This window comes from Janthinobacterium sp. PSPC1-1 (assembly GCF_049897625.1).
Classification (GTDB): Bacteria; Pseudomonadota; Gammaproteobacteria; order Burkholderiales; family Burkholderiaceae_D; genus Janthinobacterium; species Janthinobacterium tructae.
Window position 1 is genome coordinate 207,505 of sequence record NZ_JAFCWP010000009.1, and the last position, 25,255, is coordinate 232,759.

Here is a 25,255-nt window from a genome sequence, read left to right on the forward strand (position 1 = left end):
GTGCGGGCTTTTTAATTCTTGTGGGTCGGATTAACGTGGCAAGGCCACGCGTAATCCGACACTATCGCCAGCGTGTGCTGCGTCGGCTTACGCGCTGCGCGCTAAGCCGACCTACGTTGCTGCACCTTCCCTTGCCGTACCTATTACAATATCCCCATGAAACTCGACTCTTCCCCTATCGCCGCCATCGCCACCGCCCCAGGGCGCGGCGGCATCGGCGTGGTACGCGCCTCCGGCAAAAACCTCGCTCCCCTGATGACGGCCCTGTTCGGCGCGCAGCAACTCAAACCGCGCCACGCCACCTATTTACCGTTCACGGAAAGTGACGGCAGCATCATCGACCAAGGCATCGCCATCCACTTCAAGGGCCCGCATTCGTACACGGGTGAAGACGTGCTGGAATTGCAGGGCCATGGCGGCCCCATCGTGCTGCAGCTGCTGCTGGCGCGCGTGCTCGAAGCGGGCAAGGACAACGGCTTGCGCCTGGCCGAGCCGGGCGAATTCACGCGCCGCGCCTTTTTGAATGACAAGCTGGATCTGGCGCAAGCCGAAGCCGTGGCCGACCTGATCGACGCGTCCACGGAAGCGGCCGCCAAGTCTGCCTCGCAATCGCTGTCCGGCGCGTTCTCGAAGACGATCCACGCGCTGGTGGAGCAGGTGACGGGTTTGCGCATGCTGGTCGAGGCGACCCTGGACTTCCCGGAAGAAGAAATCGATTTCCTGGAAAAATCGAACGCCCGCGGCCAATTAAAGGCCGTCATCGAAGCGCTGAATAAAGTGTTTGCGCAGGCGGCGCAGGGCGCGCTGCTGCGCGAAGGTCTCAATGTCGTGCTGGCGGGCCAGCCCAACGTGGGTAAATCGTCGCTGTTGAACGCGCTGGCGGGCGCCGACGTGGCGATTGTCACGCCGATTGCCGGCACCACGCGTGACAAGGTCAGCGAAACCATTCAGATCGAGGGCATTCCGCTCAACATCATCGACACGGCTGGCATCCGCAGCGCGGGCGATACCATCGATGCCGTCGAGCGCATCGGCATCGAACGCACCTGGGGCGAAATCGGCAAGGCCGACGTCATCCTGCACCTGCTTGACGCAGATCATGGCCCCACGCTGGCCGATGAAAGCATCGTCGCCGCCTTCCCCGAAGGCGTGCCCGTGGTGCGCGTGTGGAACAAGATTGATCTCTCTGGCCACAAGCCCGGCGTGGATGCCTTGCCGGATGCCACGCACGTGTATCTGTCGGCGCACGAACACATCGGCATCGACTTGCTGCGCGCCGAGCTCTTGCGCATCGCCGGCTGGCAGCAGACGGGCGAATCGCTGTACCTGGCGCGCGAACGCCATTTGATTGCGCTCAAGTCGGCCGGCAAGCACCTGGACATCGCCGCCGCGCACGCGGCGCAGGACGACCAGTCGTTGGACCTGTTCGCCGAAGAGCTGCGTCTGGCACAGGTGCAGCTGTCGAGCATCACGGGTGAATTTTCACCTGACGATCTGCTGGGCGTGATCTTCAGCCGCTTCTGCATCGGCAAATAAGGAGGTTCGATGAAGCTGCTGCTTGTTCTGCTGTTCAGTTGCCTGCCCCTGCTGGCTGGTGCACAGGAAAAACTGCCGAAGGATGTGGCGCAATTTATTGAGCAGGCGCAAATGTGCGAGCACTTTGCCGGCGAATGGGATGATAACGACAAGGCGCGCCAGCGCGAGATCACGCAAGCCATCGAACAATCGTGCGGGCTTGCGCAACGGCAGTGGAAGCGCCTGGCTGCCAAGTATGCGGGGCAGCCGAAGTGGCAAAAAATCATTGCCGAGAATGCCAATGATGCGGTGCGCAGCTATCGAAAGCAAGGCTAGCATCTGCGCCGTTGAGAAATGTCATGAAGTCCAAACTGCGCTGACGTAATCTTGCTGAGCGGCCTTGAAGTGCCGCTAGGAAAGGAAGCGCCATGGACAGCAAACAGCCGGATGTCGTGGAATGCGAGGATGAGGTAGTGGCGCGCCCACTGCCCGGCATGCCGGAATTGATCGCCTCCTTGCCGCCGAAAGGCGCATGTTGGTATTGCGACAAGCCGCTAGACGCCGTGCGCCGTTTCTGTTGCAAGAGTTGTGGCGTGGCGTATGCGGAAGAGGCGCAGTACAGCAGCTGAGCGGTGGCGGGCTGAGCGTTAGCGACGCCGCAGCAGCGCCGCCAGCGCGCCGTCGAAGTCGAACTCATGGGCAGCGGCCGCCACTTCCTGGTAGACGTGCACACCCAGGCTGGCGGCCAGCAGGCTGGCCGAGTTTTCCAGGATGTCGATGGCAGCGCCATCGCCTTCGCGCAGATGGCTGGCCAGGCGCGCCAGCAGCAGCTGGATGGCGGGTGCGGCCGGGTCGGGCGCCACGTCCTGCGCCGCCGTGTGGGTGCTCTCCGGTGTGCCCAGCATGCTGCTGACCGCGCCGAGCAATTGATCCTGCGCAAGTTCCAGCTGCAGCATCTGCCGGGCCAGGTCGGGCGCCTGCGCACGCAGCGCCGACTCCAGGGTTGTCGCCAGGCCGTGCACGTGGCGGGCACCGATCATGCCGGCAGCGCCTTTCAGGGTATGCGCCTTCAGGCGCGCGGAAGCATAGTTGCCGGTATCGAATTCGGCGCGGATCTGGCACGGCGTGGTGCCGTGGTCATGCAGGAAGCGGCGCAGGATTTTCAGGTACAGGATGCGGTCGCCCATGATGCGGCCCAGTCCGTTCTCGACGTCGAGAATACGGACCATGTCGGATGCCGCCAGGGCGGCATCATCATCGCAAGTGGCGTGTGGTTTCAGCATGCTGTGCAGAGAGCCCCAAAACTTGTCACTGTCGTAAAGCAGGAACCGCTATTTTACATCCTGTCGTGCTCAACATCGCGCCCGCTTGGCGCCAGCCTGCAGCCTAGCGTGTCGTGAATGACCAGCTGCGCGTGATGTCCGCGCCATTGACTTTGCCGATGAAACTCACGTCATAGCTGGTGTTTCCGGTCAGGGGCGCCAGCGGAATGATGGATGCGGCCGAGACCGGCGTATGCGCATCGTTGCCGCTTGTGAGCAGGCGTACCGTCAGGTCCGCGCCGGCACCACGCTGGCGCACGCTGAACGCCGTCACGCTGACTGGCGTGCCGTAGTTGGCATGCACACTGATCGGGTAGCCGACCACATCCTGGTTTGGCACGGGATCGGGTGCTTCGTTATCGCTGGAAAAACTGACGGCCACTTTTTGCTGCCCGCTGAAGGGATAGGTGACGATTTGCGCCGCCGGCAGCCCGGGGCCATAGTTGCGGTTGCTTGCCAGGTCGGTGGTGAAATACGCGTAGCCGGCGCCACTGACAGCCGCGCCCGCGCCACCCTCCCTGAAGAGCGGCTCGAAAATGACGAAGCGGTGATAGATGGCCGTGACCAGTTCTTCCGCCAGGTAAAAGCCGGACGTGTTGCTGGCGCCGGCGATGACTTCGCCCTGCAGCGACGTGACGACGTAGCCGGCCTTGGCCAGGCGGTCGCCCAGTGTGACGCCGGTAAAGCCGGGCTTGCCCAGCACTTGTTCGTGCGCCACCGTATTGTTGAGGTTCAGATAGCTGGAATGGCCCAGGGCGGCGCTGTCGATCAATCCATTGCGTACCAGTGGCGACAGGCCGATCTGGCTGCGCCGGTAGTTGAACCAGTTGAAGCCATCGGTGGCAATATTGTTGCTGAGCGCGGGAGCGCCCGGCTCCTGTACCAGCTGCCCGGGAGGGGGCGAGGTGCTTTGCCCAGCATTGCTGCTGTCGCTGCTGCCTCCGCCACAGGCGCTCAACAGGGCTGCGCTCAGCAGGGCGGGTATCCAGCGTTTCCAACGCAGTGACGAGACAATCAAGTTGACTCCTGTATAGGTAGGCGGACAGAGGTGGAGGCCGGCGTGCTGCCCGGTGAAACGATTCTAAGGCATTTTGATCTGCCGTAGAGCATCCATGAAAAGATATGTCGCGCGCTCGTGCGCGGACGCTCCCGCAGCTGCGCAGGGTAGAATGAGCGCAGCGCAGCGTTTGCCGCTGCATTGCCTCACTCCCGCTACTTTGATTGCCCATAATTTGAACACCTTGCCCAAGTCGCGCCTGCAGCGCGCCAAATACGCCTTGCCCAGCATGGTGACTTTGCTGTCGATAGCCTGCGGCTTTGCCAGCATCGTCATTTCCGTCGATAACGCCCCGGTGGGCGACGCGGATGCCTACCGCCTGGCGGCAGCGCTGCTGGTGCTGGCCGGCGTGTTTGATGCGCTCGACGGCTATGTGGCACGCCTGACGAACACCAGTTCGCAGTTCGGCGTGCAGCTCGATTCCATCGCCGACGTGATGAATTTTGGCTGCGCCCCCGCCGTCTTGTTGTACTGCTATGGTTTTGTGCAGATGGGCGTGCACGATCCGCTGCTGCTGCGCTTTGGCGGCATGGCCAGCTTCTTCTTCGTCGCGTGTGGCGCCATGCGCCTGGCGCGCTTCAATGTGAATGTGGGGCGCACCGACCCCCTGTATTTCGTCGGCATGCCGATCACGGCCGGCGCCGCCTGCGTAGCGGCCGTGGTGGTGGCCTGGCCGGCACCCATCGATTCCATGCTGCACAGCTATCTGCTGATGCTGTTGCTGGTGGGCGTGGGCAGCCTGATGGTGTCGACCTTGCGTTTCCCCAGCTCCAAGCAAAAGAAAAGCCTGGCCGCGCTGCTGGTGCTGATCGTGGCTATCGCCCTGCTGGTGTGGCTGAAGACCAGCTTCTTCGCGCTGTTCTTCGCCGTCTACATCGCCGCCACCCTGGCGCTGAACCTGGCGTGGTATCTGGGCTGGCGGGGCATTGCGCTTCCCCAGGTTTTCAATGACCCGGATGAAATAGACTAAGCCACCTCGTGCCCGCGCGCGGCGCGCAGGATGGCGAACCAGTCGCTGCGGCTGAGCGTGAACTGCGTGCCTTCCACTGCCACGCCCACCGCCTCGATGCGGCCCGTGCCCGTCAGCGGCAGGGGCCGGCAAGGCAATTGCATGATCCACGCAAACACCACGCTGGCAAACGGCCGCTGCAGCTGGTCGGCGATCTGCTTGATGACATTGCGCAAGTTCTCCACATTCGCATCGCCCCCCTGGAACAGCCTGCCGCCGGCCAGCGGCGACCAGATCATCGGCGCCACTCCCACGTCCTGCAAGCCGTCGAAGGTTTCGTCGAACAGGGGCGCCACGTGCAGCGGCGAAAATTCCACCTGGTTCGTCACCAGCGGGAAGCGCCGGTGCAGGCACTCGAACTGGTGGCGGCTGAAATTCGATACGCCAAAGTGCAGCACCTTGCCATCTTGCTTCAATTGGCTGAAGGCGCCAGCGATTTCGTCGAAATCCATCAGCGGGTCGGGACGGTGGATCAGCAGCAAGTCCAGGCGGTCCGTGTGCAGCTGGCGCAAGGTCTGTTCCACGGAGCTGGTGATGTGCGCCGCGCTCGTGTCGTAATGCTGGATGGCGTGACCGGGGCGGTGCGGCGAGAGCAGCTTGATGCCGCACTTGCTGACCAGCTCCATCTTGTCGCGCAAGCCCGGCTGCAGGGCCAGCGCTTCGCCGAACAAGCCTTCGGCGCTGTAGTCGCCATAGATATCGGCGTGGTCGAAACTCGATACGCCCAGCGCCAGGCATTGCTCGATGAAGGCCAGGCGCTGCTGCGCCGACATATTCCACTCGCCGATGCGCCACATGCCGGCGACGATGCGCGACAGTTCGGGGCCGTTGGCACTCAAACGGCTGCGTGGTGCTTGCAGGCTGGCGGGAATTACATGGCTCATGGGCTGGCTTTCTGATGGTGGCGTGAAGGGATACCCTACGATTATAGCCAGCTACGCTACAGCATGCTGTGGAGAAAGCGGCGGCGAGACAGACGAAAAAAATGCCCGCAGCATCTGCGGGCATTTTTTATGGAATACGAGAACGAATTACTTCATCCACAGGCGCATCGAATCCCAGGCGCGGCCGAAGATCGTGGCCTGGTTGATGGTTTCCAGCGCCACGACAGGCAGTTCCAGCAGGACTTTATCGTCGACCATCATTTTCAGTTTGCCGACAGGGGCGTTCTCGGCCAGAGGCGCGACCAGCGGGTCCTTGCGTTCCAGCACAGGTTTCATCTTGGCAGCCATGCCTTTTGGCACGGTGACGAGCACGTCGCGGGCGAAACCGATTTTCACGGTGCCTTTCGAGCCCTTCCACACTTCCGGCGTGGCCACGGCCTGGCCTTTCGAGTACAGCTTGACCGTATCGAAGTTCTGGAAGCCCCAGTTCAGCAGCTTCTGGCTTTCCTGCGTGCGGGCCTGGTCGGAGGTGGTGCCCAGCACCACGGAGATCAGGCGGCGCTCGCCGGTGCCGCCTGGACGGCGGGCCGACGCGATCATGCAATAGCCGGCTGCTTCCGTGTGGCCCGTCTTCATGCCATCGACGGTCGGGTCCAGCCACAGCAGGCGGTTGCGGTTAGGCTGGGTGATCTTGTTGTACGTAAAGCTTTTCACGGAATCGATTTTGTAGAATTCCGGATAGTCGGCGATCACGCGCTTGGCCAGCACGGACAAGTCTTGCGCTGTGGAATAGTTCTCCGGGCTAGGCAAACCATGCGGATTGGCAAAACGCGTGTTTTTCAGGCCCATGCGTTGCGCTTCGCGGTTCATCAGCACGACGAAAGTGCCTTCATCGCCGGCAACGGCTTCAGCCAGCGCCACGGCGGCGTCGTTACCCGATTGAATCATCAGGCCATGCAGCAAGTCGTCGATCGACACGGGCGTGGCCGGGTCGATGAACATCTTCGAGCTGCTCGAATCGACTTTCCAGGCGCGCACGGAGACATTCACTTTTTGGTCCAGCGCCAGTTTCTTTTCGCGGATGGCGGCAAACGTCAGGTAGGCCGTCATGATCTTGGTCAACGATGCCGGTTCGATGCGCGCGTCCGGATCTTGCGAAGCAATGATCTGGCCACTGGTGGCATCAAGCAACAGCCAGGACTTGGCGGCGATGGTCGGGGCTGGAACGCTCTGGGCGAAGGCGGCGGATAGGAAAAGTACACTGGAGGCCAGTGCCGCTAAAAGTTTTTTCATGGAGGCTGGTCTGCGAAAAAGATGAAGGCTGAGGGCCATGTTGTTGCTACTGACATGGCCGCGTGGAAAAAACGGATCAATTATAGCTGCGGAGGCGCTAGTAAGCCCACACTTCAATGATCATCGGCTGCGATTGCGGGTTTGTCACCATGCCACAGCGCAATCACGAGGTTCTTGATGTGGTTGAGCTTGCGGTGGAAAAAGTGGTCGGCGCCGGGGATCACGATCACGGGAATGTCTTGTGGACGGGCCCAGTCGAAGACGGCGGACAGGGGAATCGTGTCGTCCAGTTCCCCGTGGATCAAAATGCTGTCGGCCGGAATGTCGGCCATGGCCCATTTTCCGGCCGCGCTGCCGATCAGCGCCAGGCGCTCGACGGGCGTGCCGGCGGCGGCCAGGCGTTCCTGCAGTTTTGATTGCACGAAGGTGCCGAACGAGAAACCGGACAAGGCCACGGGCAAGCCCGGATACAGGCCGACCATGTGTTGATACAGCAATTGCATGTCGTCCGTTTCGCCCGCGCCATGGTCATGCACGCCTTCGGAAGCGCCCACGCCGCGGAAGTTGATGCGCGCCACCACGTAGCCGAGGGCGACAAACGCGCGCGCCAGGGTTTGCGTGACCTTGTTGTCCATCGTGCCGCCGTACAGCGGGTGTGGATGGGCAACGAGGGCGATGCCGCGCGGAGTGTCTGCCGGGAAATCGAGCAAGCCTTCCATGCTGCCTGCATGGCCGGCGAGGGTAAATTTTTCCGAGTTTCTGTTCATGATGCTCATACTGGTTGCGTAGGCTTAAATTAGGATTAAATATGCGGCTTAGATTTTCAGGCGTTCGACGATCTTGCCGCCCACCAGGTGCGTATCGATGATTTCGTCGATATCGCTGGTGTCGACATAGGTGTACCAGGTCGCTTCCGGGTAGATCACCAGCAGCGGGCCTTCCTCGCAGCGGTCCATGCAGCCGGCCTGGTTGATGCGGATCTTGCCCGCGCCATTCATGTCGAGTTCCTTGATGCGGCGCTTGCAATGCTTTTGCGCCGCTTCCGCGCCATGGTCGCCGCAACTGTTGCGGCCGTCTTCACGTTTGTTCATGCAGAAAAAAACGTGGCGTTCAAAATACGGTGCGTCGCTCATACTATGCTCCTGCTGAATCGTCAATGCGCAATGATAACGCTTATGGGTGGTCTTCGCGACGCTGGCGCTGCACGTCATCCTGCCGGTTCAGGCGGTGCGAGGGCAGGCACAGGAACCACAGGGCCATGAAGGGCCACAGCAAGGCCAAAAATTGCGCCGCGCCATTGAAGTTCAGGAACTTGCCTTGTACCCAGCCTTGCAAGGTGGACATGAAGTACGGGTTGATCGGCGTTGTATTCACCATCACCAGGCTCAGCAGCAAGGTGGCGGCCGCGATGCGGCGCTGCGCCACATGGGGCGCGAAGGCCAGGCCGCCCAGCATGATCAGGCCGATCAAAAAGCCGCCCTGGGCACCCGGCGTGATCCAGACGAAGGCGTTTTCGGGCGAAAACAGCAGGGCGCTGGCCATCGAACGCACGATCAAGGCGGCGGCGATGAGGATCAGCATCAGCGCGGCGCGCGGTGCGGCGCGGCGCAGCAGGCATAGCAAGGTGAGCACGGCGCCCGTCATGCCGCAGGCCGTGATGATGGTTTCTGATAGCCAGTATTGCTCGACAGTTAATATCACATCGGGACGCAGATACGCGGCCAGGTCGATCTCCATGCCCATCAGGCTGGAGGCCCAGTCCGACAGGATGGGCAGCAATTGTCCCAGGCCGAACAGATAGCCTTGCGGATAGATTTGCGCCAGCGGCCACAGCGCCAGCAGCACCAGGCCCTGGCTGGCGTGCTGGGCAAACCAGCGCTGGCGCACGCGGTACAGATGGCTATGGTCGAGCAGCTTGCGCGCCGTCAGGGCGCCGATGATGGAACCGATAAGGCAGCCGGCCGAGTTCGTATAAAAGTCGAGATTCGACGACACGCGGCTGGGCAAATAGGTTTGTACGGCTTCCATGCTACCGGAAATCAACATACCGCACAGGCTGGCGATCACGACGGCAAAGAAACCAGTAATCCTTGGAAACAGCGAGTACACGATCAATGCGCCCAGCGGGATATAGCCGACGACGTTGATGCCCACGTCAAAGCCCGTCCAGTAGCGCGGCATGCGCGTGTTTTCCAGGAAAGTCAGCGGCGACAGGCCATTGCTGTGCCAGCCCGTGAACGGGAACCAACTGGCGTACACGATCAGGAAAACGTAGGCGAGCAGGGTCGCGCGCGATACGGGCGACGAGCGTGCGGGCGGTAGTGGCGCTGGCGGGCTGGCGGAGGCTGCGGGGTCGGTCATTGTGCTGCGGTCACTCTTTCGGCAGGTTCAGTGTGCCCAGCCATGCCAGCAGGTCGGCGGCGATGGCGTCCGAGGCCGCCGCCAGCGCCTGCGCGCCGCCCTGTGCATCGGCACTGCCGGCCGGGCCGCTGCGGCTGAAGGTTTTCTGGTCGATCAGGCGGTGGCCGCGGAACAGCGAGGCGCGCAGCGACACATGGCCGCTGCTTTGCGTCTGCGTATCAAAGTTTTGCGAAAAATCGTCGACATCGATGCGCAGCAGGGGCATGCCGGCGGCCGCGTCCGTGGTTGACAGCACTTTCACGCCGCTTTGCGCCACGCGCGTTTTCAGGCGCTGGCTCAACAGTTGCAGCGGCGGCGTGTTCCAGCGGTTGTAGGCGTACGGACGCGACTGCTGCGCGTCGGCGTACAGCAGCCGGTAATACATGCGCTGGCTGTCCAGCCACGAAGGGCCGTTGGCGTCGGCGATCACCAGCACGGGCACGGCTGGCGCCGCCGCTGGTGTTGCCGCCATCGGCGCTGCCGGGCCGAAATCATAAAACGTGGGCACGGGGCCGCGGCTGGCGCAGCCGCCCAGCAGGAAAGCGCCGGCCAGGATGAGTGCGCTGAGTTTGCGTGGGATATGCATGCGGTGTTCTCCTTATTTGCCCGGCGCCGAAAAACCGGGCTCGCCCGGACCGGGCGGGATGTCTGGGGCGCCGAACAAGATGCTCTGCGGCTGTTCATTGAGCGTGCTCATGGTGGTTTTCAGGGCGCGCATGGAGGAGCGCGCCTCGCCGCTCAGCTCGATTACCTGCGGCAAGACTTCCAGCGACACGCCGTTGGCCACCGTTTCCACCGAATTGCCGACCCGGTCGACCGTGCCATTGACCTTGTCGAGCACGCCGCCTGGCGCCTGGATGTCGTTGCCCAGCTTTTTCCACGTGGCCGTCAAATCCGACACGTTCTTGCTGGCCGTGCTGACGGCCGTCAAGGTTTGGCGTGTTTGTTCCGTCAGCTGCGGCAATTGCGTCAGGGTCGGCTCCAGTTGCTGCGGAATGGCGCCAAAGGCCTTGGCTGCCTTGCCCACTTCATTGAAGGCGCCCAGCATGGCCGCCTGGTTGTCGGGGCTGAGCAGATTATTCACCTTGTTGGTGATCTGCTCGGCCTGGTCGAGGATGCGCTTGCCGCGTTTTTCCAGCTGGTCGAGCAAGCCGGCGCGCAAGGGGATCAGCGATGGCTTGTCCTTGCTGGTGCCCAGCAATTTCGAACCCACGTGCTCGTCGTCGAGCTGGATGTAGGCGATGCCCGTCACGCCCTGGTAACCGAGGCTGGCAAAGGTGGTGTCGGTGACGGGGGTGTCGGGCGCCACGCTGATGTGCACGAGGATTTGCCCCGCCTTTTGCGTGTCGAAATCGATGGCGTCGACCTTGCCCACTTCCAGGCCCCGGTAGCGCACGGTCGCCTGCGGGTTCAGGCCTGGCACGGACAGGGTGGTGGCGAGCAAATACGGCACTCTTTCCACGCGGTCGCGGTTGAACCAGACGCCGAACAGAATGGCGGCCACCAGCAGGGTGAGTGTAAAAAATCCCGTCATCAGGGCATGTGATCTGTTTTCCATTACTTCTCCGCTTTCTTGTCTGTGCCGGCATCGTCGCCTGGCTGCGCCGTCTTGCCTGCCGCCGCCTGTTTTTCATCAAGGACGGCCAGCGCGCGCTTGCCGCGGTCACCGAGGAAAAATTGCTTGATGAACGGGTGGTCCACTTCAATCACCTCGCGCGTGGGGCCGATGGCGATCACGTGTTTTTCCGCCAGCACGGCGATGCGCGTGGACAGGGCGAACAGGGTGTCGAGGTCATGCGTGACCATCACCACCGTCAAGCCCAGCTCGCGGTGCAGCGACTGGATCAGGGCGACAAAACTTTCCGACAGATCCGGGTCCAGGCCCGCCGTCGGTTCGTCGAGGAACAGCAGCTTCGGTTCCAGCGCCAGGGCGCGCGCCAGAGCCACGCGCTTGATCATGCCGCCCGACAAGTCCGACGGCATTTTCAGCGCATGTTCCGGACCCAGTCCCACCATGTTCATCTTTAATAATACCGCGTCGTGCACCAGCGCTTCGGGCAGCACGCGCAATTCGCGCATCGGTTGCGCCACGTTGTCGAACACGGTCAGGGCCGAATACAGGGCGCCTTGCTGGAACAGCATGCCCCAGTGGTTGCGCAATTGCTGCAACTGGTCGGAACTTGCTTTGTTGATATCTTCGCCAAAGACTTTGACGCAGCCCCGTGCCGGATGTTCCAGGCCCAGCATCTGGCGCAGCAGCACCGTCTTGCCCGTGCCGGAGCCGCCCACGATGGAGAGGATTTCGCCCCGTTCGATTTCCAGGTTCAAGTCCTGGTGCACGACGGTGCGGCCGAACTTGGTCCACAGATTGGTGATTTCCACCACGGGCGCGCTGCCATGCAGGTTGAACTGGCCGTCCTTGCCCGTGCCACAAGCGATATCGGTGTCGTCCGCCATCAGTAGCCCACTCCATTGAAGACGATGGCGAACACGGCGTCGGCCAGGATCACCACGGTGATGGCCGTGACGACGGCGGTGGTGGTGCCGTGCCCCAGGCTTTCCGTGTTGGCCTTGATGCGCAGGCCGAAGTGGCAGGAGACGAGGGCGATCAGCATGCCGAAGATGACGCCCTTGCCCAGGCCGATCATGTAATTGGCCAGCGGCACGGCGTCCGGCAGCTTCTGGATGAAGTAGCGCGCCGACAGATTCAATTCCACCTTGGCCGCCACCATGCCGCCAATCAGCGCGGCCGTATCCGTCCAGATGACGAGCAGGGGCATGGAAATGGCCAGGGCCAGCACTTTCGGCATGATCAGGCGGAAACCGTGTGAAATGCCCATCACCAGCATGGCGTCGAGTTCTTCCGTGACGCGCATGACGCCCAGTTGTGCCGTGATGGACGAGCCCGAGCGGCCGGCCACCAGGATGGCCGCCAATAAGGGCCCCAGTTCGCGGATGACGCTCATGCCCAGCAGGTTGACCAGGTAAATGTCGCCGCCAAAGGCGCGCAGCTGCTGCGCCGACAGATAGGACAGCACCACGCCGATCAGAAAGCCGACCAGGGCGGTGATGCCCAGCGCCTGGAAGCCCGCATGGAAGATATTGGCGGAAATTTCGCGCCATGGTCCGCGCATCGGATGGCGCGCAAAGCGGCCGATATCCTGCGTCACCTGGCCGACAAGGGCAATAAAACCCTTCAAATGTTCGAAAAACAGCAGGATGGTCATGCCCAGCTTCATCACGGGCGTGAGGCGGTTGGCGCGCGAAGGCGGCGTCTCCAGGGGGCCCGTCTCTTCGATGCGCCGGAAAAACTCTTCCTGCGACGGCGCCAGGGTCAGCTGCGCGGGACGCTGCTTGCCCCAGGCATTCCAGAACAGCTGGGCGCCGATATGGTCCATGCTGTCGATAGACGACAGATCCCATTGCGTCTTCGCATCGCCCTGCAGGGGCTTGAGCTGGGCGTCGATGGCCTTGATGGCATTGTCATGCGCGAGCGCGTGCACCTGCCAGGTGCCGCTGGCAGTGACAAGGGCTCCCTGTTGGGAGCTGGTCTGGGAGAGGGTCAGTTTCGGCGATTGTACAGTCGGCATCGTGCCAGTTTAAGGGAGAATGGCGCAGACCGCCACCGATGTTCAATCGTCACGCTTTCAGGAGGCCAGATGGCGCGCCTGCCGCTGCGGTATTGCCGCCTCCAGGTGCGCCTTCGGCTGGTCGCTGGTTTTGGCGTGGTTTGCCGCTTGCGCGCCGCCCGCATAGTCGCTGGCCACGAGGGCATTGGCCTCGACCGTGCTCATGCCGCGCGTCTGCAGCCATTGCGCCACCAGCTTGGCCAGGCGCTCCATGGCGATGCGGTGCGTGGCGTCCGTATGGGCGTACAGCCAGTTCGAAAAGTCCATGAAGTTTTCAAACGGCGACTCGCCCAGCATCCATTGCACCGTATTGGCGAAGCGGCCCGAGTTGGCGACCAGGTCCCAGTAGCGGGCGAAGCGCACCAGGCGCTGCATGCTCATGAAATCGAGCTGCTTGTTGGCCAGGATGGTGTACGGCGGGTGCGGGTCGAACACCATGCCGTAATTTTCCGTATGGCGGATGATGGGCGTGCCACGCAGCCGCTTCAAGATACCGAACTGGATTTCATGCGGTTTCAAGGCCACCAGCTTGTTGAAGCCGGCCGCAAAGCTCGCTTCATCCTCGCCTGGCAAGCCGGCGATCAAGTCCACGTGCAAGTGGGCGTTTGATTCTTCGCACAGCCAGCGGATATTATCGGCCGCCTTTTGATTGTCCTGCTTGCGGCTGACCAGCGCTTGCACGTCCGGATTGAAGCTCTGGATGCCGATCTCGAACTGCAGTGCGCCGGGCGGGAACTTGCTGATGCCTTCTTTCAAGGCATCGGGCAGGTGGTCGGGCACCAGCTCGAAGTGGGCATAGATCGGGTCGTCCGGATTGGCCTCGATCTTGTCCAGAAAGAACTGCATGATCTTCAAACTGGTCTTGATGTTCAGGTTGAAGGTGCGGTCGACGAACTTGAACAGGCGCGCACCGCGCGCATGCAAGGACTCCATCTCGGCCAGGAAGTTCTCCAGCGCGAAGGGCCAGGCCGTCTTGTCCAGCGCCGACAGGCAAAATTCGCACTTGAACGGGCAGCCGCGCGACGCTTCCACGTAAATCGTGCGGTGGCGGATATCGTCATCTGTATACAAGGAGTAGGGCAGTTGCAGTTCCGCCAGCGGGGCTTGCACGCCGGCATGGATCTTCATCAGCGGTTTCGGGCCGTTGAGGATCTCGCCGCACAGCTTGGGGAAGGTGACGTCGCCCCAGCCCGTGATCAGGTAGTCGGCCAGCTTGACGATCTCTTGCTCACCTGCCTCGTGCGACACTTCCGGCCCGCCCAGCACGATGATGACGTCGGGCGCCACGCGCTTGAGCATGGCCACCAGTTTGGTGGTTTCCTCGACGTTCCATATATACACGCCAAAACCGATGATGCGCGGCTTGTTCGTCAGGATGCGCTCGACCAGTTCTGTTGTCTTGGTGCCGATGACGAATTCCTGCAGCCGCGTCTGCGCCTGCAACGGCCCCATATTGGCCAGCAGATAGCGCAATCCCAGCGAAGCGTGGGTATAGCGGGCGTTCAGGGTGGAGAGCAGGATGGTCATGGCAGCGATGGAAACGGCGAAACCGCTATTTTACGCTGTCGCGTCACCGGTGCGCTGCGGCCACAAATGCCATGTTACCATTTGTCAATAATTACCAACTTGGCAATGCTTCGGCAGGGCAACAGGGGATACACGGTGCTGGTGAAAAAAGTACTCAATAACAAGGTCCTGCTCGGCTCACTTGCTGGCGTGGCGCTGGTGGCGGCTGCGCTGGTCGGCTACCGCGCGTTTGGCTGGGGCGCGATGGGGCTGGTCAACAGCCTGAAGCTCGATTTGTCCAGGCCCGACGCGCTGGTCCGCACGAAAAGCCTGTCGGCCTTGCCGCGTGACCTGCTGACGGTGCCGCTGGCGCGCGACGTGCTGCGCGAGGATTTCCTGTTCTATTACGAGCAAAGCGAAGACCGGCTGGGGCTCAAGGGCAGCCTGCGCCGCATCGCCTACGAACATGAACTGGGCTGGGGCGACCAGTTGCTGCGCATGGTGCTGGACCAGCCGGCGGAAGTGGCCTTGTGGCGCGACGCCGACGGCTCGCTCAAGCATTTCGCCATCGCCGTGTCGCGCAGCCAGTTGACGCGTTTGCTGGAGGAGGCGGGCAAGATCGCCTTGAAGGATACGCAAATGCGCGTGGCCGGCAGCTTGCGCGTCGATGGCGACAGCGTGCCCGTGTACGCACTCAATTACGCCTGGCAGCGCACCTTGCTGTTTGCCGCACATGGCCAGCGCCTGGTCATCCTGTCGCATCCCGGCATGCTGTATGGCGGCAGCGATAGCAAGCATGGCGATGGCACGGCCGAGAAAACCGTGGCCAGCCTGCTGGCGTCGGAGCCGGCCAAACAGAACGTTTTTCATGCGCAGTTCCATCTCGATAACGCCGCGCCCGAGGGTCACAGCATCGCCGTCAAGGCGGACTTCCTGTCGTTCGGCTACCAGCCCTTCTTTGGCGCGCTCGAAGCGTTGCGCTTCGATTTTCAACACGGCGCCTGGCAGTCAAAGGTGCTGCTCAATGCCGATAAATTGAAAAACGGCGGCTACGACAGCAGCTCCCTGTGGCCGCAGCTGCCGCATCATCCCAGCGCCTGCTTCAGCGTGCCGGTCGACTGGACCGCGCTGCAGCCCGTGCTCAAGCGCCTGGGCAGCAAGACATCGGAACCGGTGGTGCCGCTGGCCCAGCACTTGCAAGGGCCCGCCGCCGCCTGCTGGTACGGCACTTCGCGCCTGCATACGCCCGTGTTCGTGGCCACGCGCAGTGCGCAGGCCGGTGATGACGCTGTATATGGCAGCCTGTTCGAGGCGGCCATCGGCGGCAAGGATCCCGTGCGCAAGACTACCGGCAAGGATAGTAAAGGTGAGTTTGTGCGTTGGGAGCGCAGTGTCGCCACGGCCCTGGGCCAGTCCACGCCGGCGCTGGCCGTGGCCGGCAATACTGTTGTCTTCTCGGCCGACGGCAAGCTGGTGGACCAGGTGCTGGCCGTGCGCCGCAAGCAGGCGCCGGCCGCCAGCGACCTGCTGCCTGACGCTTCCCGCACCATCGGCCTGATCGCGCCGGCATCGCTGGCCCGGCTGATCCAGCTGGAAGCCTTCGATACCCTGCCGGCGAATAATGAACCGGTACTGCGCGCAGCCGCCAACGAACACCTGGTGCCGCGCCTGAACGCCTTGAAAAAATATCCGCCGCTGCGCATGGTGCTCAAGCGGCAGCCAGCCAGCGGCACGTCATGGGAAACGCTGGAATGGCAGGAGACTGCGCGATGATGGTGCGGCATGCGCGCCGTGCCGCCTTGCGCTGGCTGGCGGGAGGGGCTGCCGCTGTTGCCTTCCCCCATGCCTGGGCCCTGCGCGCGGCGGCCGAGCCGCAAGTGCAACTGTCGCAGGCCCAGAGCCGCGCCTTCCAGGCCTGGATGCTGCGCATCGTCAACGCGCAGATCGAACGGGGACCGTCGCCGCGCTGGACGCACCGCGATTGCGCCGGCCTGGTGCGCTTTGCCGTCAACGAGGCACTGAGCGTGCATGACGCGAAGTGGCTGCGCGCGAACGGCATCGCCAGCGACCGGCGCCTGCCGCCCGAGCTGGAGCTTGGCGCGGCCCAGACGGCCTTGCGCAATCGCTGGGTGCAAACGGGCGGCAAGGTCGGCCACTTTGTCACGGCGCTGGCGCTGGTGCAGCACAACAGCCGTTTCATCGCCCGCGAAATCAGCCAGGCGCTACCCGGCGACCTGCTGTTTTTCGACCAGGGCGACGAACAGCACCTGATGGTCTGGATGGGGGCGCGCATCGCTTACCACACCGGCACCGTCACCCCCGACGACAATGGTCTGCGGACCGTCGATATCAAAGAACTCACGAGCTGGAAGGACACGCGGTGGCAACCTGTGGTCAACAATCCGAATTTCGCCGGTGTGTTCCGGCTGGCGTTCCTGTCATGAAGCCTATTTTTCTCGTGAAGCTGCTATATGCCAGCTTGCTGGCGCTGCTCATGCTGGGCAGTGCCTCCGCGCAGGAGCGCGAGTCCAGCAACTACGCCACCTTCAAGGGTGAGCCCTTCTTCCTGCTGTCGGACGCCAGTTACGGCAGTCTTGATGAAGCGCGCGTGCGTCTGGAAGTGCCGGGCCGCGACATGGGACGCATGAACCTGGAAGCGTATTCCGGCGCTGACATCGTCGTCTACCGCGTGCCCGAACCGATGGAATTCCTGAAAAAACAGCGCAATCTGCACCGTATCCAGGTGGAGGGCAATTACCAGGGCGAAGGCCTGGCCAACACCTTGAGCTTTCTGTGGGATAGCTGGTGGAAGCAGTCGCGCCTGGCCTGGCGCAAGCTGTTTTCCGGCGAGGCGCGCCGCGCGGTAACGAAGGAACAGCCGCAGCTGGCCACGAATGACGCCATCCGCCGGCCGACCGTGTTCGCCAACCATCCGCAGTACAAACCGATCAAGGGCATGGAGCTGGTTGACAGCTTCCGCTATCCGATCTGGCAGGCCAAGGCCATCGCGCCGCCGAAAGGCGTCAAGCTCGATGGATCGAGCAGCGACTTCATCGTCGCCGGCGCCGGCAATGTGATGATCCCGCTGGGCAAGCGCAAGCCGGGCTTGTACCTGGTCGAAGCGATCATCGGTGAGCACCGCGCCACCACCCTGGTGTTCGTGTCGGATACGGTGGCGGTGACCAAGGTATCGTCAGGCCAGATGCTGGTCTGGACGGCGCGGCGCGACAACAGCGCCGCCGTGGCCGGCGCCAGCGTGGCGTGGACCGACGGCACCGGCGTGCTGCAGTCAGCGGTCACCGGTGCCGACGGTGTCGCGTCGCTCGAGCGCGGCAGTCCCGAACATACGTATGTGCTGGGTCAGGACCGCGCCGGCGGCGTGTTCGTGTCCGAGAATTTTTACTATGACAGCGAAATCTATAACACCAAGATTTATGCGGTGACCGACCGGCCCCTGTACCGGCCCGGCGATGAAGTTAACGTCAAGTTCCTGGGCCGTGAATTTACGTCGGCGCGCGCATCGCAGGCCGCGGCCAGCGCGCCTGTCAGTCTCACCGTGCTCAATCCGAACGGCACACCGCTGCTGACGCAAACGCTGCAGCTGTCCGGTGACACGGGCGCCGACACGCGCTTCCGCCTGCCTGCCGAGGCGACGGCTGGCGGCTATGAACTGCGCTTCAATTACAAGGATGGCGTATATGGCGCGGCCTTCCGCGTGGCCGAATATATCAAGCCGCACTTTGAAATCAACGTCCAGCCATCGAAACCGGAATTCAAGACGGGCGAGGTGGTCAAGGGCAGCATCGCGCTGCGCTACCCCGATGGCAAACCCGTGAAAAATGCGAAGATGACCCTGTCGCTGCGCGGCCAGCAAAACACCATGGTTGAGGGGGAGCTGCGTTACAGTGGCCTGTTCCCGGTATCCCTGAAAACCGAGGAAGTGACGAGCGATGGCAGCGGCAATGTGGACTTCACCTTGCCGCCGGCCGCCGATCCCTCGCGCTACATCTTGACCGTGCTGGCGACCGATGGCGCGGCCTACCGCGTCAAGGTGACGCGCGAGCTGATGATAGAACGCTCCAGCAGCAGCTACCAGTTGAAGGCCACGCGCCAGTTTTCCGATCCGGGACAAAACGTGCATTTCGATTTGCTGGCCGACGGCCAGGGTGCGGCCAAGCCCGTTCGCTGGCAGATGGTGCAGCTGGAAAAACAGAGCAAGACCGAGGGCGCGTTCGATCCCAACGCCAAGGGCTGGGACGTGACATTTCCGGCCTCCGGCTCGTATCAGCTGGCGCTGCGCGACGAACGCGGCAACTTGCTGGCCGCCGCCAGCCACTGGGTTTCGGGGGATGGCGTGCAGACGACGCCGGGCAGCATCGAGATCGTATTGGACCGCGCCCGCTATCGTCCGGGCGACACGGCCGAGGCCTTGATCACCTTCTCCGACAAGGTCGACCAGGCGCTGTTCACGTTAGAACGTGACAAGGTGGAACACCATGGCTTGATGGCCGGCGCCGCTGATTGGTATCAGGCGCAGCGCGTGGCGCCGCGGCAGTGGAGAGTGCGCATCCCGGTAAAAGAAGAGCACGGCCCCAACATGACGTTCTCGGTGGCCTACACGCGCAATGGCGACTTCGTCTTCGAGAACGCCGGCCTGCAAGTGATCGAGCCGCGCATCGCGCTGCAGTTCAAGAGTGACAAGGAGGTCTACCAACCGGGCGAGAAGGTGACCCTGGATGTGAAGGCCACCCTCGATGGCAAGCCCCTGAGCACCCAGGTGGCGCTGGGCGTGGTCGATGAAATGATCTATGTGCTGCAGCCGGAAATCGCGCCGGATATCGGCGACTTCTTCTACCATCCGCGCCGCAACAACGTGCGCACCACGGCCAGCCTGTCTTTCATCAGCTACGACATGGCGCAGGGGCGCACGGCCGGCGCGCCCGCGCGCCACAACTACAACGAGCGCGGCGTCAAGGTGCTGGAACGTCCGCGTCGCGACAATATCGACACGGCTTACTGGGCGCCATCGCTGAAGACCGATGCGAATGGCAACGCACGCGTGAGCTTTACCATGCCCGACGCGCTGACCCGCTGGAGGATCACCGGCCGCGCAATGGATAGCCAAGGTCGCGTCGGCCAGCGTACTGCCTATCTGCGGTCGGACAAGAATTTCTATGCCAAGTGGACGGCGCCTGACTGGATGCGCGCCGGCGATGCGCCGCGTGCCTCGGTGGCCGTGTTCAACCAGACGGGCAAGGAGCAGGTGCTCGACGTGCTCCTCTCTGGCGGGGCGCAGCCGAAGACGGAAAAACTGTCTGCCAAACCGGGTGTCAATTACGTTGAATTTCCGCTCGCTGCTGCCGCTAGCGGGCCGCTGCGTCTGGAGTTAAAACAGAACGGCAAAGTGGTCGACGCGTTAGAGACGGCCATGCAAACCTTGCCCGCCGCCTGGAGCAGCCCGCGCTCGCTGGTGCTGCCGCTCGATGGCTCCACTGCTGATACTCCACTCAAGCTGCCGGCGGACGCGCGCAATATCCGCGTCTCGTTCGCGCAGGGCGCGGCCAGCCACTTCGCGCGCATTGCCGACGACTTGATCGACTATCCGTATGGCTGCGTGGAACAGACGGCGAGCCGCTTGATTCCGCTGGCGCTGGCCACGCAAAGCCTGGGGCCGGACACCGGCGCGGCAAGCGAACGCCTGCAAACGCTACTCACGGCGCAGCGCCTGCGCCTGGTCTCCATGGCTGGTCCGAACGCCGTCTTTGGCTGGTGGGGCAACGCCACGGCCGGCAATGCCTTGATGACGGCCTACGCCTATTACGCCGACTGGTACGCGGCGCGCGCGCTGCACATCGAGTTGCCGCCCGAGCACTGGAACAAGCTGCTGGCCGTCTACAGCGAACATGGCTTGAAGGATGCGATGGGCGACCGCGCGCTGGTGTTGTGGATGGCGCGCGAGATGGGCCTGCCCACGCAGACACTGGCTGCCGGCCTGGTGGACGACAGCGCCATCGCCGTCCTGGGCGGCAAGCCGCGCCTGGCAGGCGACAGCGGCAGCCTGCTGCTGGGCGGTGCCTCTGACCGCGAAGCGCAATCGATGGCGCTGGGCCTGGTGGCGCTGGTCGCCAGCCAGAATGGCATCGCCTTGCCGCATGGGCTGCAGCTGCAAGTGGCCAGCGCCTGGCAAGTCTTGCGCGAATCGAAAGCGCCTGTGGCGCAGGCCTTGCTGATGCTGGCTGGCGAAGTGCCCCCATCGCAGGCCGACGCGGTGCTGGCCGGCGTGCGCGCCGAAATGCCGACCCTCGACCGCGCGATGACGTTGCTGTGGGTGCAAAAGAAGCTGGGTGGCACATCGTTCGGAAAGGGACCTGCCGTGGCGCTGGACGGCGCCTGGCAAAAGCGCGAAAGCCGCAGTGGCCAGCCGCTCTGGCGCTGGCTTGACGCCAAGGGCTTGCCTGACAAATTGCGTCTCGCTGCGCCCGCGCCTGCAGGCACGGTGGCCGTGCTGCAGTACGACAGTCACGCGGCCGAAGCGCAGACCTTGCCGGTCGCCGTCGAACGTCGCATCCTGCGCATGAAGGCGGGCAAGGGAGGCTATACGACAGAACTGGTCAAGCCGGGCGAGGCGCTCAGTACGGACGCGCTGTACCTCGATGAAATCACCTTGAAAGCGGCACCGGGCGCGAAGCACCGCTTTGGCTTGCTGGAGGTGGCGCTGCCGCCAGGCGCCATGGTCGAATCGACCACCTGGGGCATGGTCATGGCGGGCGACAAGCCGGCCGCGCTGGAACGTGCACGCCACACGGAGCGCCGCGACGGCTATGCCGTGCCGATCGAGCCTTTGGCCGGCGACGTGACGGTGCGCCATTTGCTGCGCTTCGCGCAAAAGGGCAGTTACGTGCTGCCGCCGGCGCGCTTTTACCGCATGTACCAGCCCGAGCAGAAAGCCTTCGAAGGCGGCGGCAAGACCATGCGCGCGCTGAAGGTCGAGTGATGCGCGCAGCCCTTCCTGCATTGATGGCGACCCTGCTGCTGGCCGCACCTGCCTGGTCGCAGTCATCGTCAAAATCGCTGGATGTCGCCTGGTGGCGCGATGGGAAGATGGAAGTGCGGCAACTGCGCCAGGGCGGCGCCACGCTGCCACTCTCGCCGCCGTTTGACGGCACGCGGCAAGTGCCGCTGGCCAGCCTGTGGAAGCTGTTCGTGTATGTGTATGCGAGCGATAACAAGGTGGCGATGCCGGACTACCGCTGCGGCGGCCGCGATCCGGAAGAAGTATATTGCTGCGATGCGGGGCAGAGCATCGGCCATGACGCGGCGCTGGCGCAATCCTGCGGCCCATTTTTCTCGCCCAGGCGTTTGATGATCGCGCCGGCGTCATGGCGCCAGTACTGGACCAGCCGCCTGGGTAGCGCACCGGCTGGCGACTTTGCCTGGCTGGCCAATCCCGCGCAGCTGGCACCAAAGCGCATGGTGCGCCTGGACAGCTTGCTGCGCGCGCTGGACAGCATCCCGGCCGCTAGCCGCCAGGAAGCCGAAGCGGCCCTGCTGCGTGTGGTGCTGGACGGGCGCGGGGCCGGGACGGCGCGCTGGTTCGGCAGCCAGTTGCGCGTAAAAACGTATTCCTGGCACCAGGCGCGTGGGCGGATAGGTGGCGCGGCAGGCTGGCTGTCCGATGGCACGCCGATCTGGTTTGGCGGCGCGGGCGGCAGCAGCAATGTCTTTGAGCAGTGGGCGCCCAGGCTGGCCGCCAGCTTGCCGCCAGTGGGTGCGGCCGACGATGGCGGCTGCGTGGTGGTCGATTACTTCAAGCGTTATCCCATTCGTGCCGTGCGCGGCGAGGGTGGCGTGGCCGTACCCGGGCCGCTGAATGGCCGCTACCATGTGCAATTCGAGAATGGACAGAACCTCGCCTTGCGCAGCAGCGGGGAGCTGATGCTGCTGCAAGAGAAGGGTGGTCGCCCGCAATTGCGCGGCCGCTTCGGCGTCAATGAATATGTGGCGCGCGTGCTCGACCGCGAAGCGAATTCTGGCGAGCCGGAAGCGGCCAAGGCGCTGGCAATCGCCGCGCGCACGTATCTGCAGCAGAACGCGGTGAACGTAGCGGGATGCCAGCAGATCGCCGACAGCAGCGCAACCCAGCGCGTCAGCCCCAGCCCCGCCACGCCGGCGGCGCTGGCCATCGCGCGCTGGACCGACCAGTTGATCGTCGATGGCGTCACCGTGCGCTATCACAGCACCTTGCCATCCGAGGGCACGATGGCGTGGAGCGAGGCGGTGCGCCAGGCCAGACAAGGCAAGCACTATGATGAATTGCTGGCGGCGGCCTATCCCGGCGGCGCGCTGAGCACCTTTGGCAACACCGGCGCGCGCTGCCGTCGCCTGGCGCAGAACGAGGATTGGCTGGCGCGCTCCGTGCCGCGCTGGCAGCGCGTGCTGCTGCGCGAGGCCGGTTACGAAGCACCACCGCAAGCGCCGCTGGTCTGTGCCCTGTCCAGCGGCGCGCCGTATTCGGAGCAGTCGCGTAACCGCATCTTCATGCGGCCGCTTGCCACGCGCGAAGATCGCATCACCTTGGCCCATGAATACTTACACCTTGGCCTGCGCCGTCATCCGCGCGGCCAGGACGAAGAATATGTCGAGCGGCTTGCCCGCCGGTTGGTCGACCTTAACCTGGAGGCGATATGAATGTATTCGTCCCGATCGCGGGCGCAGCTGTGCTGGCCCTGGCCGGGCCTTGTGTGCAGGCCGCCGACAAGAGCATGACCGCTCCCGTCGGCGGCTGGAACCGCGCGGGATTGACGGACAAGTCCGATGAGCTGGCGGTCAATTATCCCTACTCGCTGATCGATCGTGGCGCGCAGAGTGGCCGGCGCATGATACGCGGCGAGCTTGAGAAGGCGGGAAAAAACCGGCCTGTTCACAAGTTGGTGGTCAATGGCAATCCGACGCCGCTGTACACGGACGATGATGGCCGCTACGCGCGCGCCTATTCTTTCGGCTCCGGCTCGAACAGCATCGAGATCCGCTCGCCCGACGGCAAGCCGGTCAAGCGCGTGCAGTTTTATGAGGCGGACCGCAGCCGGCCGCAGCCTATGATCCGGATTATCGCCGCCTGGGACGACAGTCAGGCCGAGGTCGACCTGCATGTGGTCACGCCCGATGGCCAGCATGCATTCTGGTCGCACCCGACCCTGAGCAATGGTGGCGGGCTCGATGCTGATACCGTCGACGGCCCAGGACCGGAAAATTTCATGATGACGTCGCCGATGCGCGGGCTGTACCAGGTATGGATCAATTACTGGGGCAATTTCAGCGGTGACGGCTATCACTTCGACGAGAACACGCGCCAGCGGCCCGTCATTACCAGCCGCATTACGCTGGTATTCAACGAAAACACGGCGCGCGAGCGGCGCGAGGAGTTTGTCGTGCCCTTGCGCGGTATCGGCGAACTTACGCTGGTCAAGACTTTCAAGTATTGAGACGATGAAGACACTACCTCTTTACCCTTTGTGCCCCCTGTTGCTGCTGCCATTGTGGGCGCAGGCCCAGGTCACCATCGACGCCCCCAGGAGCGGCTGGCGCAATTCGGCCGGTGCAACTGAGGAATACACGCAGGCGGTCAATTACCCCGCCGCGTCGGTCAACCTGCAGCCGGGCCAGGCCGAGACGGCGCAGATAAGGGGGCGTATTGCCGGCGCTATCAAGGGCAAGCCCGCCATCCTGGTGGTCAACGGCGTGGCGATGCCGATGGAAGTGGGTGAAGACGGCAGCTATGGGCGACCGTATGGCTTCGGCAGCGGCTCGAACAGCGTGGAAGTGCGTTCGCCCGATGGCAGGAGCCGCGCACGCACCCAGTTTGTCGACAGCTACCAGGGCAAGACGCAGGCGCGCCTGCGTATCGTGCTGTCCTGGGACAGTCCCGGCACCGACCTGGATCTGCATGTGGTCACGCCGGACGGTGGCCACGCCTGGTATGGCAATCGCGTCTTGAAAGATGGTGGCGCGCTGGATGTGGACGTGACTACCGGCTATGGCCCGGAAATCTTTTCCAGTGCCGCTCCCCTGAAGGGCAACTATCATGCCTATGTCAATTACTACGGCAGCGGCGAGAACACCGCCATGCTGACGGTTGCCCGCTTATCGATCATCACCAATGAAGGCACGCCGCGTGAAAAGCTGCAGAGCTTCCAGGTGCCGATGCGGGCCGCCGGCGAGCTGACCCTGGTGAAATCGTTTGTCTTGCCATAAAAATGGCCGAAAATAGCCCTTGCAGGGTGCACGGGGCACGGCTATAATTCGCCCCCTCGCTGAACGATGCATGCAAATGCTGAGTGAAGTGGTAAAAAAGAAGGTTGACGAAATGCTGAAAAAGCTTCATACTCTTCCTTCTTCGCAGCTGACAAACACAACGCTTTGTCGATAGCGCGAGAGTAGCAAATAAGCAGTACCGAATACCGTTCTTTAACAATTAACAGTCGATAAGTGTGGGCATTTGATGTAAGTGCAGCGTCAATCTTAGGATTGGCGTCTAACTTAAAATATCAAATGTTCACAAGAAATAATGAAATAGGATACTTCTTCGGAAGTAGCCTGTCAGTTTTTTGAGTGAGCGACCCGTCGCAAGACGGTGCCAATAA

General features: G+C 63.0%; 22 protein-coding genes. 10 read left to right on the forward strand and 12 right to left on the reverse strand.

Translation table 11 applies throughout. The features are described 5' to 3' along the window. The first annotated feature begins 156 nt into the window (after window positions 1-156). From mnmE to ACP7EG_RS24160, 3 genes are all read left to right on the forward strand, one after another. Complete coding sequence (mnmE, locus tag ACP7EG_RS24150) at window positions 157-1,536, forward strand: tRNA uridine-5-carboxymethylaminomethyl(34) synthesis GTPase MnmE (RefSeq protein WP_096238198.1); 1,380 nt, start codon at window positions 157-159, stop codon at window positions 1,534-1,536. 9 nt (window positions 1,537-1,545) lie between these two features. Beyond that, window positions 1,546-1,851 (forward strand): hypothetical protein, encoded by a 306-nt coding sequence (locus ACP7EG_RS24155; RefSeq protein ID WP_426089611.1) that lies wholly within the window; start codon window positions 1,546-1,548, stop codon window positions 1,849-1,851. Window positions 1,852-1,943: 92 nt separating this feature from the next. Then, window positions 1,944-2,144 (forward strand): hypothetical protein, encoded by a 201-nt coding sequence (locus tag ACP7EG_RS24160; RefSeq protein WP_426089612.1) that lies wholly within the window; start codon window positions 1,944-1,946, stop codon window positions 2,142-2,144. Window positions 2,145-2,162: 18 nt separating this feature from the next. Here ACP7EG_RS24160 and ACP7EG_RS24165 read toward each other — a convergent pair whose 3' ends face one another. Both ACP7EG_RS24165 and ACP7EG_RS24170 read right to left on the reverse strand, forming a co-directional pair. Then, window positions 2,163-2,798 carry an Hpt domain-containing protein gene (locus tag ACP7EG_RS24165; protein ID WP_426089613.1) on the reverse strand — a complete coding sequence of 212 codons (636 nt, stop codon included), beginning with the start codon at window positions 2,796-2,798 and terminating at the stop codon, window positions 2,163-2,165. A 103-nt stretch (window positions 2,799-2,901) separates the two neighbouring features. Further along, entirely contained in the window at window positions 2,902-3,855 is a 954-nt protein-coding gene (locus ACP7EG_RS24170; RefSeq protein WP_426089614.1) for a CAP domain-containing protein, read from the reverse strand. Window positions 3,856-4,093: 238 nt separating this feature from the next. Between ACP7EG_RS24170 and pssA the strand changes: the two genes are divergently transcribed. Further along, window positions 4,094-4,864, forward strand: coding sequence for a CDP-diacylglycerol--serine O-phosphatidyltransferase (gene pssA, locus ACP7EG_RS24175; RefSeq protein ID WP_168208581.1), 771 nt, complete (start codon window positions 4,094-4,096; stop codon window positions 4,862-4,864). On the opposite strand, the gene ACP7EG_RS24180 is transcribed toward pssA, so the two are convergent. From ACP7EG_RS24180 to ACP7EG_RS24225, 10 genes are all read right to left on the reverse strand, one after another. Continuing rightward, window positions 4,861-5,787 carry an aldo/keto reductase gene (locus ACP7EG_RS24180; RefSeq protein ID WP_426089615.1) on the reverse strand — a complete coding sequence of 309 codons (927 nt, stop codon included), beginning with the start codon at window positions 5,785-5,787 and terminating at the stop codon, window positions 4,861-4,863. The genes pssA and ACP7EG_RS24180 overlap by 4 nt on opposite strands. 147 nt (window positions 5,788-5,934) lie before the next feature. Further along, a complete protein-coding gene (locus tag ACP7EG_RS24185) occupies window positions 5,935-7,080 on the reverse strand; it encodes a D-alanyl-D-alanine carboxypeptidase family protein (RefSeq protein ID WP_426089616.1) in 1,146 nt (381 codons plus the stop codon). A gap of 113 nt (window positions 7,081-7,193) precedes the next feature. Next, complete coding sequence (locus tag ACP7EG_RS24190) at window positions 7,194-7,847, reverse strand: alpha/beta hydrolase (RefSeq protein ID WP_099761801.1); 654 nt, start codon at window positions 7,845-7,847, stop codon at window positions 7,194-7,196. Between the two features lie 48 nt (window positions 7,848-7,895). Then, a complete protein-coding gene (locus ACP7EG_RS24195; RefSeq protein WP_034781335.1) occupies window positions 7,896-8,213 on the reverse strand; it encodes a (2Fe-2S) ferredoxin domain-containing protein in 318 nt (105 codons plus the stop codon). Between the two features lie 40 nt (window positions 8,214-8,253). Further along, window positions 8,254-9,441: a VanZ family protein gene (locus ACP7EG_RS24200; protein ID WP_426089617.1), complete on the reverse strand. Its 1,188-nt coding sequence runs from the start codon at window positions 9,439-9,441 to the stop codon at window positions 8,254-8,256. 10 nt (window positions 9,442-9,451) lie between these two features. Beyond that, complete coding sequence (locus ACP7EG_RS24205) at window positions 9,452-10,066, reverse strand: ABC-type transport auxiliary lipoprotein family protein (protein ID WP_426089618.1); 615 nt, start codon at window positions 10,064-10,066, stop codon at window positions 9,452-9,454. A gap of 12 nt (window positions 10,067-10,078) precedes the next feature. After that, window positions 10,079-11,038 carry an MlaD family protein gene (locus ACP7EG_RS24210; RefSeq protein WP_096238189.1) on the reverse strand — a complete coding sequence of 320 codons (960 nt, stop codon included), beginning with the start codon at window positions 11,036-11,038 and terminating at the stop codon, window positions 10,079-10,081. Beyond that, window positions 11,038-11,937 (reverse strand): ABC transporter ATP-binding protein, encoded by a 900-nt coding sequence (locus ACP7EG_RS24215; protein WP_426089619.1) that lies wholly within the window; start codon window positions 11,935-11,937, stop codon window positions 11,038-11,040. Before ACP7EG_RS24215 ends, ACP7EG_RS24210 begins: the two co-directional genes overlap by 1 nt. Next, complete coding sequence (locus tag ACP7EG_RS24220; RefSeq protein ID WP_426089620.1) at window positions 11,937-13,070, reverse strand: MlaE family ABC transporter permease; 1,134 nt, start codon at window positions 13,068-13,070, stop codon at window positions 11,937-11,939. The genes ACP7EG_RS24215 and ACP7EG_RS24220 overlap by 1 nt, the downstream gene beginning before the upstream one ends. Window positions 13,071-13,127: 57 nt before the next feature. Continuing rightward, complete coding sequence (locus ACP7EG_RS24225) at window positions 13,128-14,636, reverse strand: DUF4080 domain-containing protein (protein WP_426089621.1); 1,509 nt, start codon at window positions 14,634-14,636, stop codon at window positions 13,128-13,130. A gap of 141 nt (window positions 14,637-14,777) precedes the next feature. Here ACP7EG_RS24225 and ACP7EG_RS24230 point away from each other — a divergent pair, with 141 nt between their 5' ends. The 6 genes from ACP7EG_RS24230 to ACP7EG_RS24255 are packed head-to-tail and all read left to right on the forward strand — an operon-like array spanning window position 14,778 to window position 24,866. Beyond that, window positions 14,778-16,388 (forward strand): DUF2138 family protein, encoded by a 1,611-nt coding sequence (locus tag ACP7EG_RS24230; protein WP_426089622.1) that lies wholly within the window; start codon window positions 14,778-14,780, stop codon window positions 16,386-16,388. Continuing rightward, on the forward strand, window positions 16,388-17,059 hold the full coding sequence (locus tag ACP7EG_RS24235; protein WP_426089631.1) for a DUF1175 family protein: 672 nt from the start codon (window positions 16,388-16,390) through the stop codon (window positions 17,057-17,059). The genes ACP7EG_RS24230 and ACP7EG_RS24235 overlap by 1 nt, the downstream gene beginning before the upstream one ends. Next, a complete protein-coding gene (locus ACP7EG_RS24240) occupies window positions 17,056-21,609 on the forward strand; it encodes an alpha-2-macroglobulin family protein (RefSeq protein ID WP_426089623.1) in 4,554 nt (1,517 codons plus the stop codon). The genes ACP7EG_RS24235 and ACP7EG_RS24240 overlap by 4 nt, the downstream gene beginning before the upstream one ends. Further along, complete coding sequence (locus tag ACP7EG_RS24245) at window positions 21,609-23,303, forward strand: DUF2300 domain-containing protein (RefSeq protein WP_426089625.1); 1,695 nt, start codon at window positions 21,609-21,611, stop codon at window positions 23,301-23,303. The genes ACP7EG_RS24240 and ACP7EG_RS24245 overlap by 1 nt, the downstream gene beginning before the upstream one ends. After that, a complete protein-coding gene (locus ACP7EG_RS24250) occupies window positions 23,300-24,097 on the forward strand; it encodes a YfaP family protein (protein WP_426089626.1) in 798 nt (265 codons plus the stop codon). The genes ACP7EG_RS24245 and ACP7EG_RS24250 overlap by 4 nt, the downstream gene beginning before the upstream one ends. 4 nt (window positions 24,098-24,101) lie before the next feature. Then, window positions 24,102-24,866, forward strand: coding sequence for a YfaP family protein (locus tag ACP7EG_RS24255; RefSeq protein WP_426089627.1), 765 nt, complete (start codon window positions 24,102-24,104; stop codon window positions 24,864-24,866). Window positions 24,867-25,255: the final 389 nt, after the last annotated feature.

What these genes read in the sequence shown, in the direction of transcription:
- mnmE (WP_096238198.1), top strand. Translation starts at nt 157, where the DNA reads ATGAAACTCGACTCTTCCCCTATCGCCGCCATCGCCACCGCCCCAGGG.
- ACP7EG_RS24155 (WP_426089611.1), top strand. Translation starts at nt 1,546, where the DNA reads ATGAAGCTGCTGCTTGTTCTGCTGTTCAGTTGCCTGCCCCTGCTGGCT.
- ACP7EG_RS24160 (WP_426089612.1), top strand. Translation starts at nt 1,944, where the DNA reads ATGGACAGCAAACAGCCGGATGTCGTGGAATGCGAGGATGAGGTAGTG.
- ACP7EG_RS24165 (WP_426089613.1), bottom strand. Translation starts at nt 2,798, where the DNA reads ATGCTGAAACCACACGCCACTTGCGATGATGATGCCGCCCTGGCGGCA.
- ACP7EG_RS24180 (WP_426089615.1), bottom strand. Translation starts at nt 5,787, where the DNA reads ATGAGCCATGTAATTCCCGCCAGCCTGCAAGCACCACGCAGCCGTTTG.
- ACP7EG_RS24185 (WP_426089616.1), bottom strand. Translation starts at nt 7,080, where the DNA reads ATGAAAAAACTTTTAGCGGCACTGGCCTCCAGTGTACTTTTCCTATCC.
- ACP7EG_RS24190 (WP_099761801.1), bottom strand. Translation starts at nt 7,847, where the DNA reads ATGAACAGAAACTCGGAAAAATTTACCCTCGCCGGCCATGCAGGCAGC.
- ACP7EG_RS24195 (WP_034781335.1), bottom strand. Translation starts at nt 8,213, where the DNA reads ATGAGCGACGCACCGTATTTTGAACGCCACGTTTTTTTCTGCATGAAC.
- ACP7EG_RS24200 (WP_426089617.1), bottom strand. Translation starts at nt 9,441, where the DNA reads ATGACCGACCCCGCAGCCTCCGCCAGCCCGCCAGCGCCACTACCGCCC.
- ACP7EG_RS24205 (WP_426089618.1), bottom strand. Translation starts at nt 10,066, where the DNA reads ATGCATATCCCACGCAAACTCAGCGCACTCATCCTGGCCGGCGCTTTC.
- ACP7EG_RS24210 (WP_096238189.1), bottom strand. Translation starts at nt 11,038, where the DNA reads ATGGAAAACAGATCACATGCCCTGATGACGGGATTTTTTACACTCACC.
- ACP7EG_RS24215 (WP_426089619.1), bottom strand. Translation starts at nt 11,937, where the DNA reads ATGGCGGACGACACCGATATCGCTTGTGGCACGGGCAAGGACGGCCAG.
- ACP7EG_RS24220 (WP_426089620.1), bottom strand. Translation starts at nt 13,070, where the DNA reads ATGCCGACTGTACAATCGCCGAAACTGACCCTCTCCCAGACCAGCTCC.
- ACP7EG_RS24225 (WP_426089621.1), bottom strand. Translation starts at nt 14,636, where the DNA reads ATGACCATCCTGCTCTCCACCCTGAACGCCCGCTATACCCACGCTTCG.
- ACP7EG_RS24235 (WP_426089631.1), top strand. Translation starts at nt 16,388, where the DNA reads ATGGTGCGGCATGCGCGCCGTGCCGCCTTGCGCTGGCTGGCGGGAGGG.
- ACP7EG_RS24240 (WP_426089623.1), top strand. Translation starts at nt 17,056, where the DNA reads ATGAAGCCTATTTTTCTCGTGAAGCTGCTATATGCCAGCTTGCTGGCG.
- ACP7EG_RS24245 (WP_426089625.1), top strand. Translation starts at nt 21,609, where the DNA reads ATGCGCGCAGCCCTTCCTGCATTGATGGCGACCCTGCTGCTGGCCGCA.
- ACP7EG_RS24250 (WP_426089626.1), top strand. Translation starts at nt 23,300, where the DNA reads ATGAATGTATTCGTCCCGATCGCGGGCGCAGCTGTGCTGGCCCTGGCC.
- ACP7EG_RS24255 (WP_426089627.1), top strand. Translation starts at nt 24,102, where the DNA reads ATGAAGACACTACCTCTTTACCCTTTGTGCCCCCTGTTGCTGCTGCCA.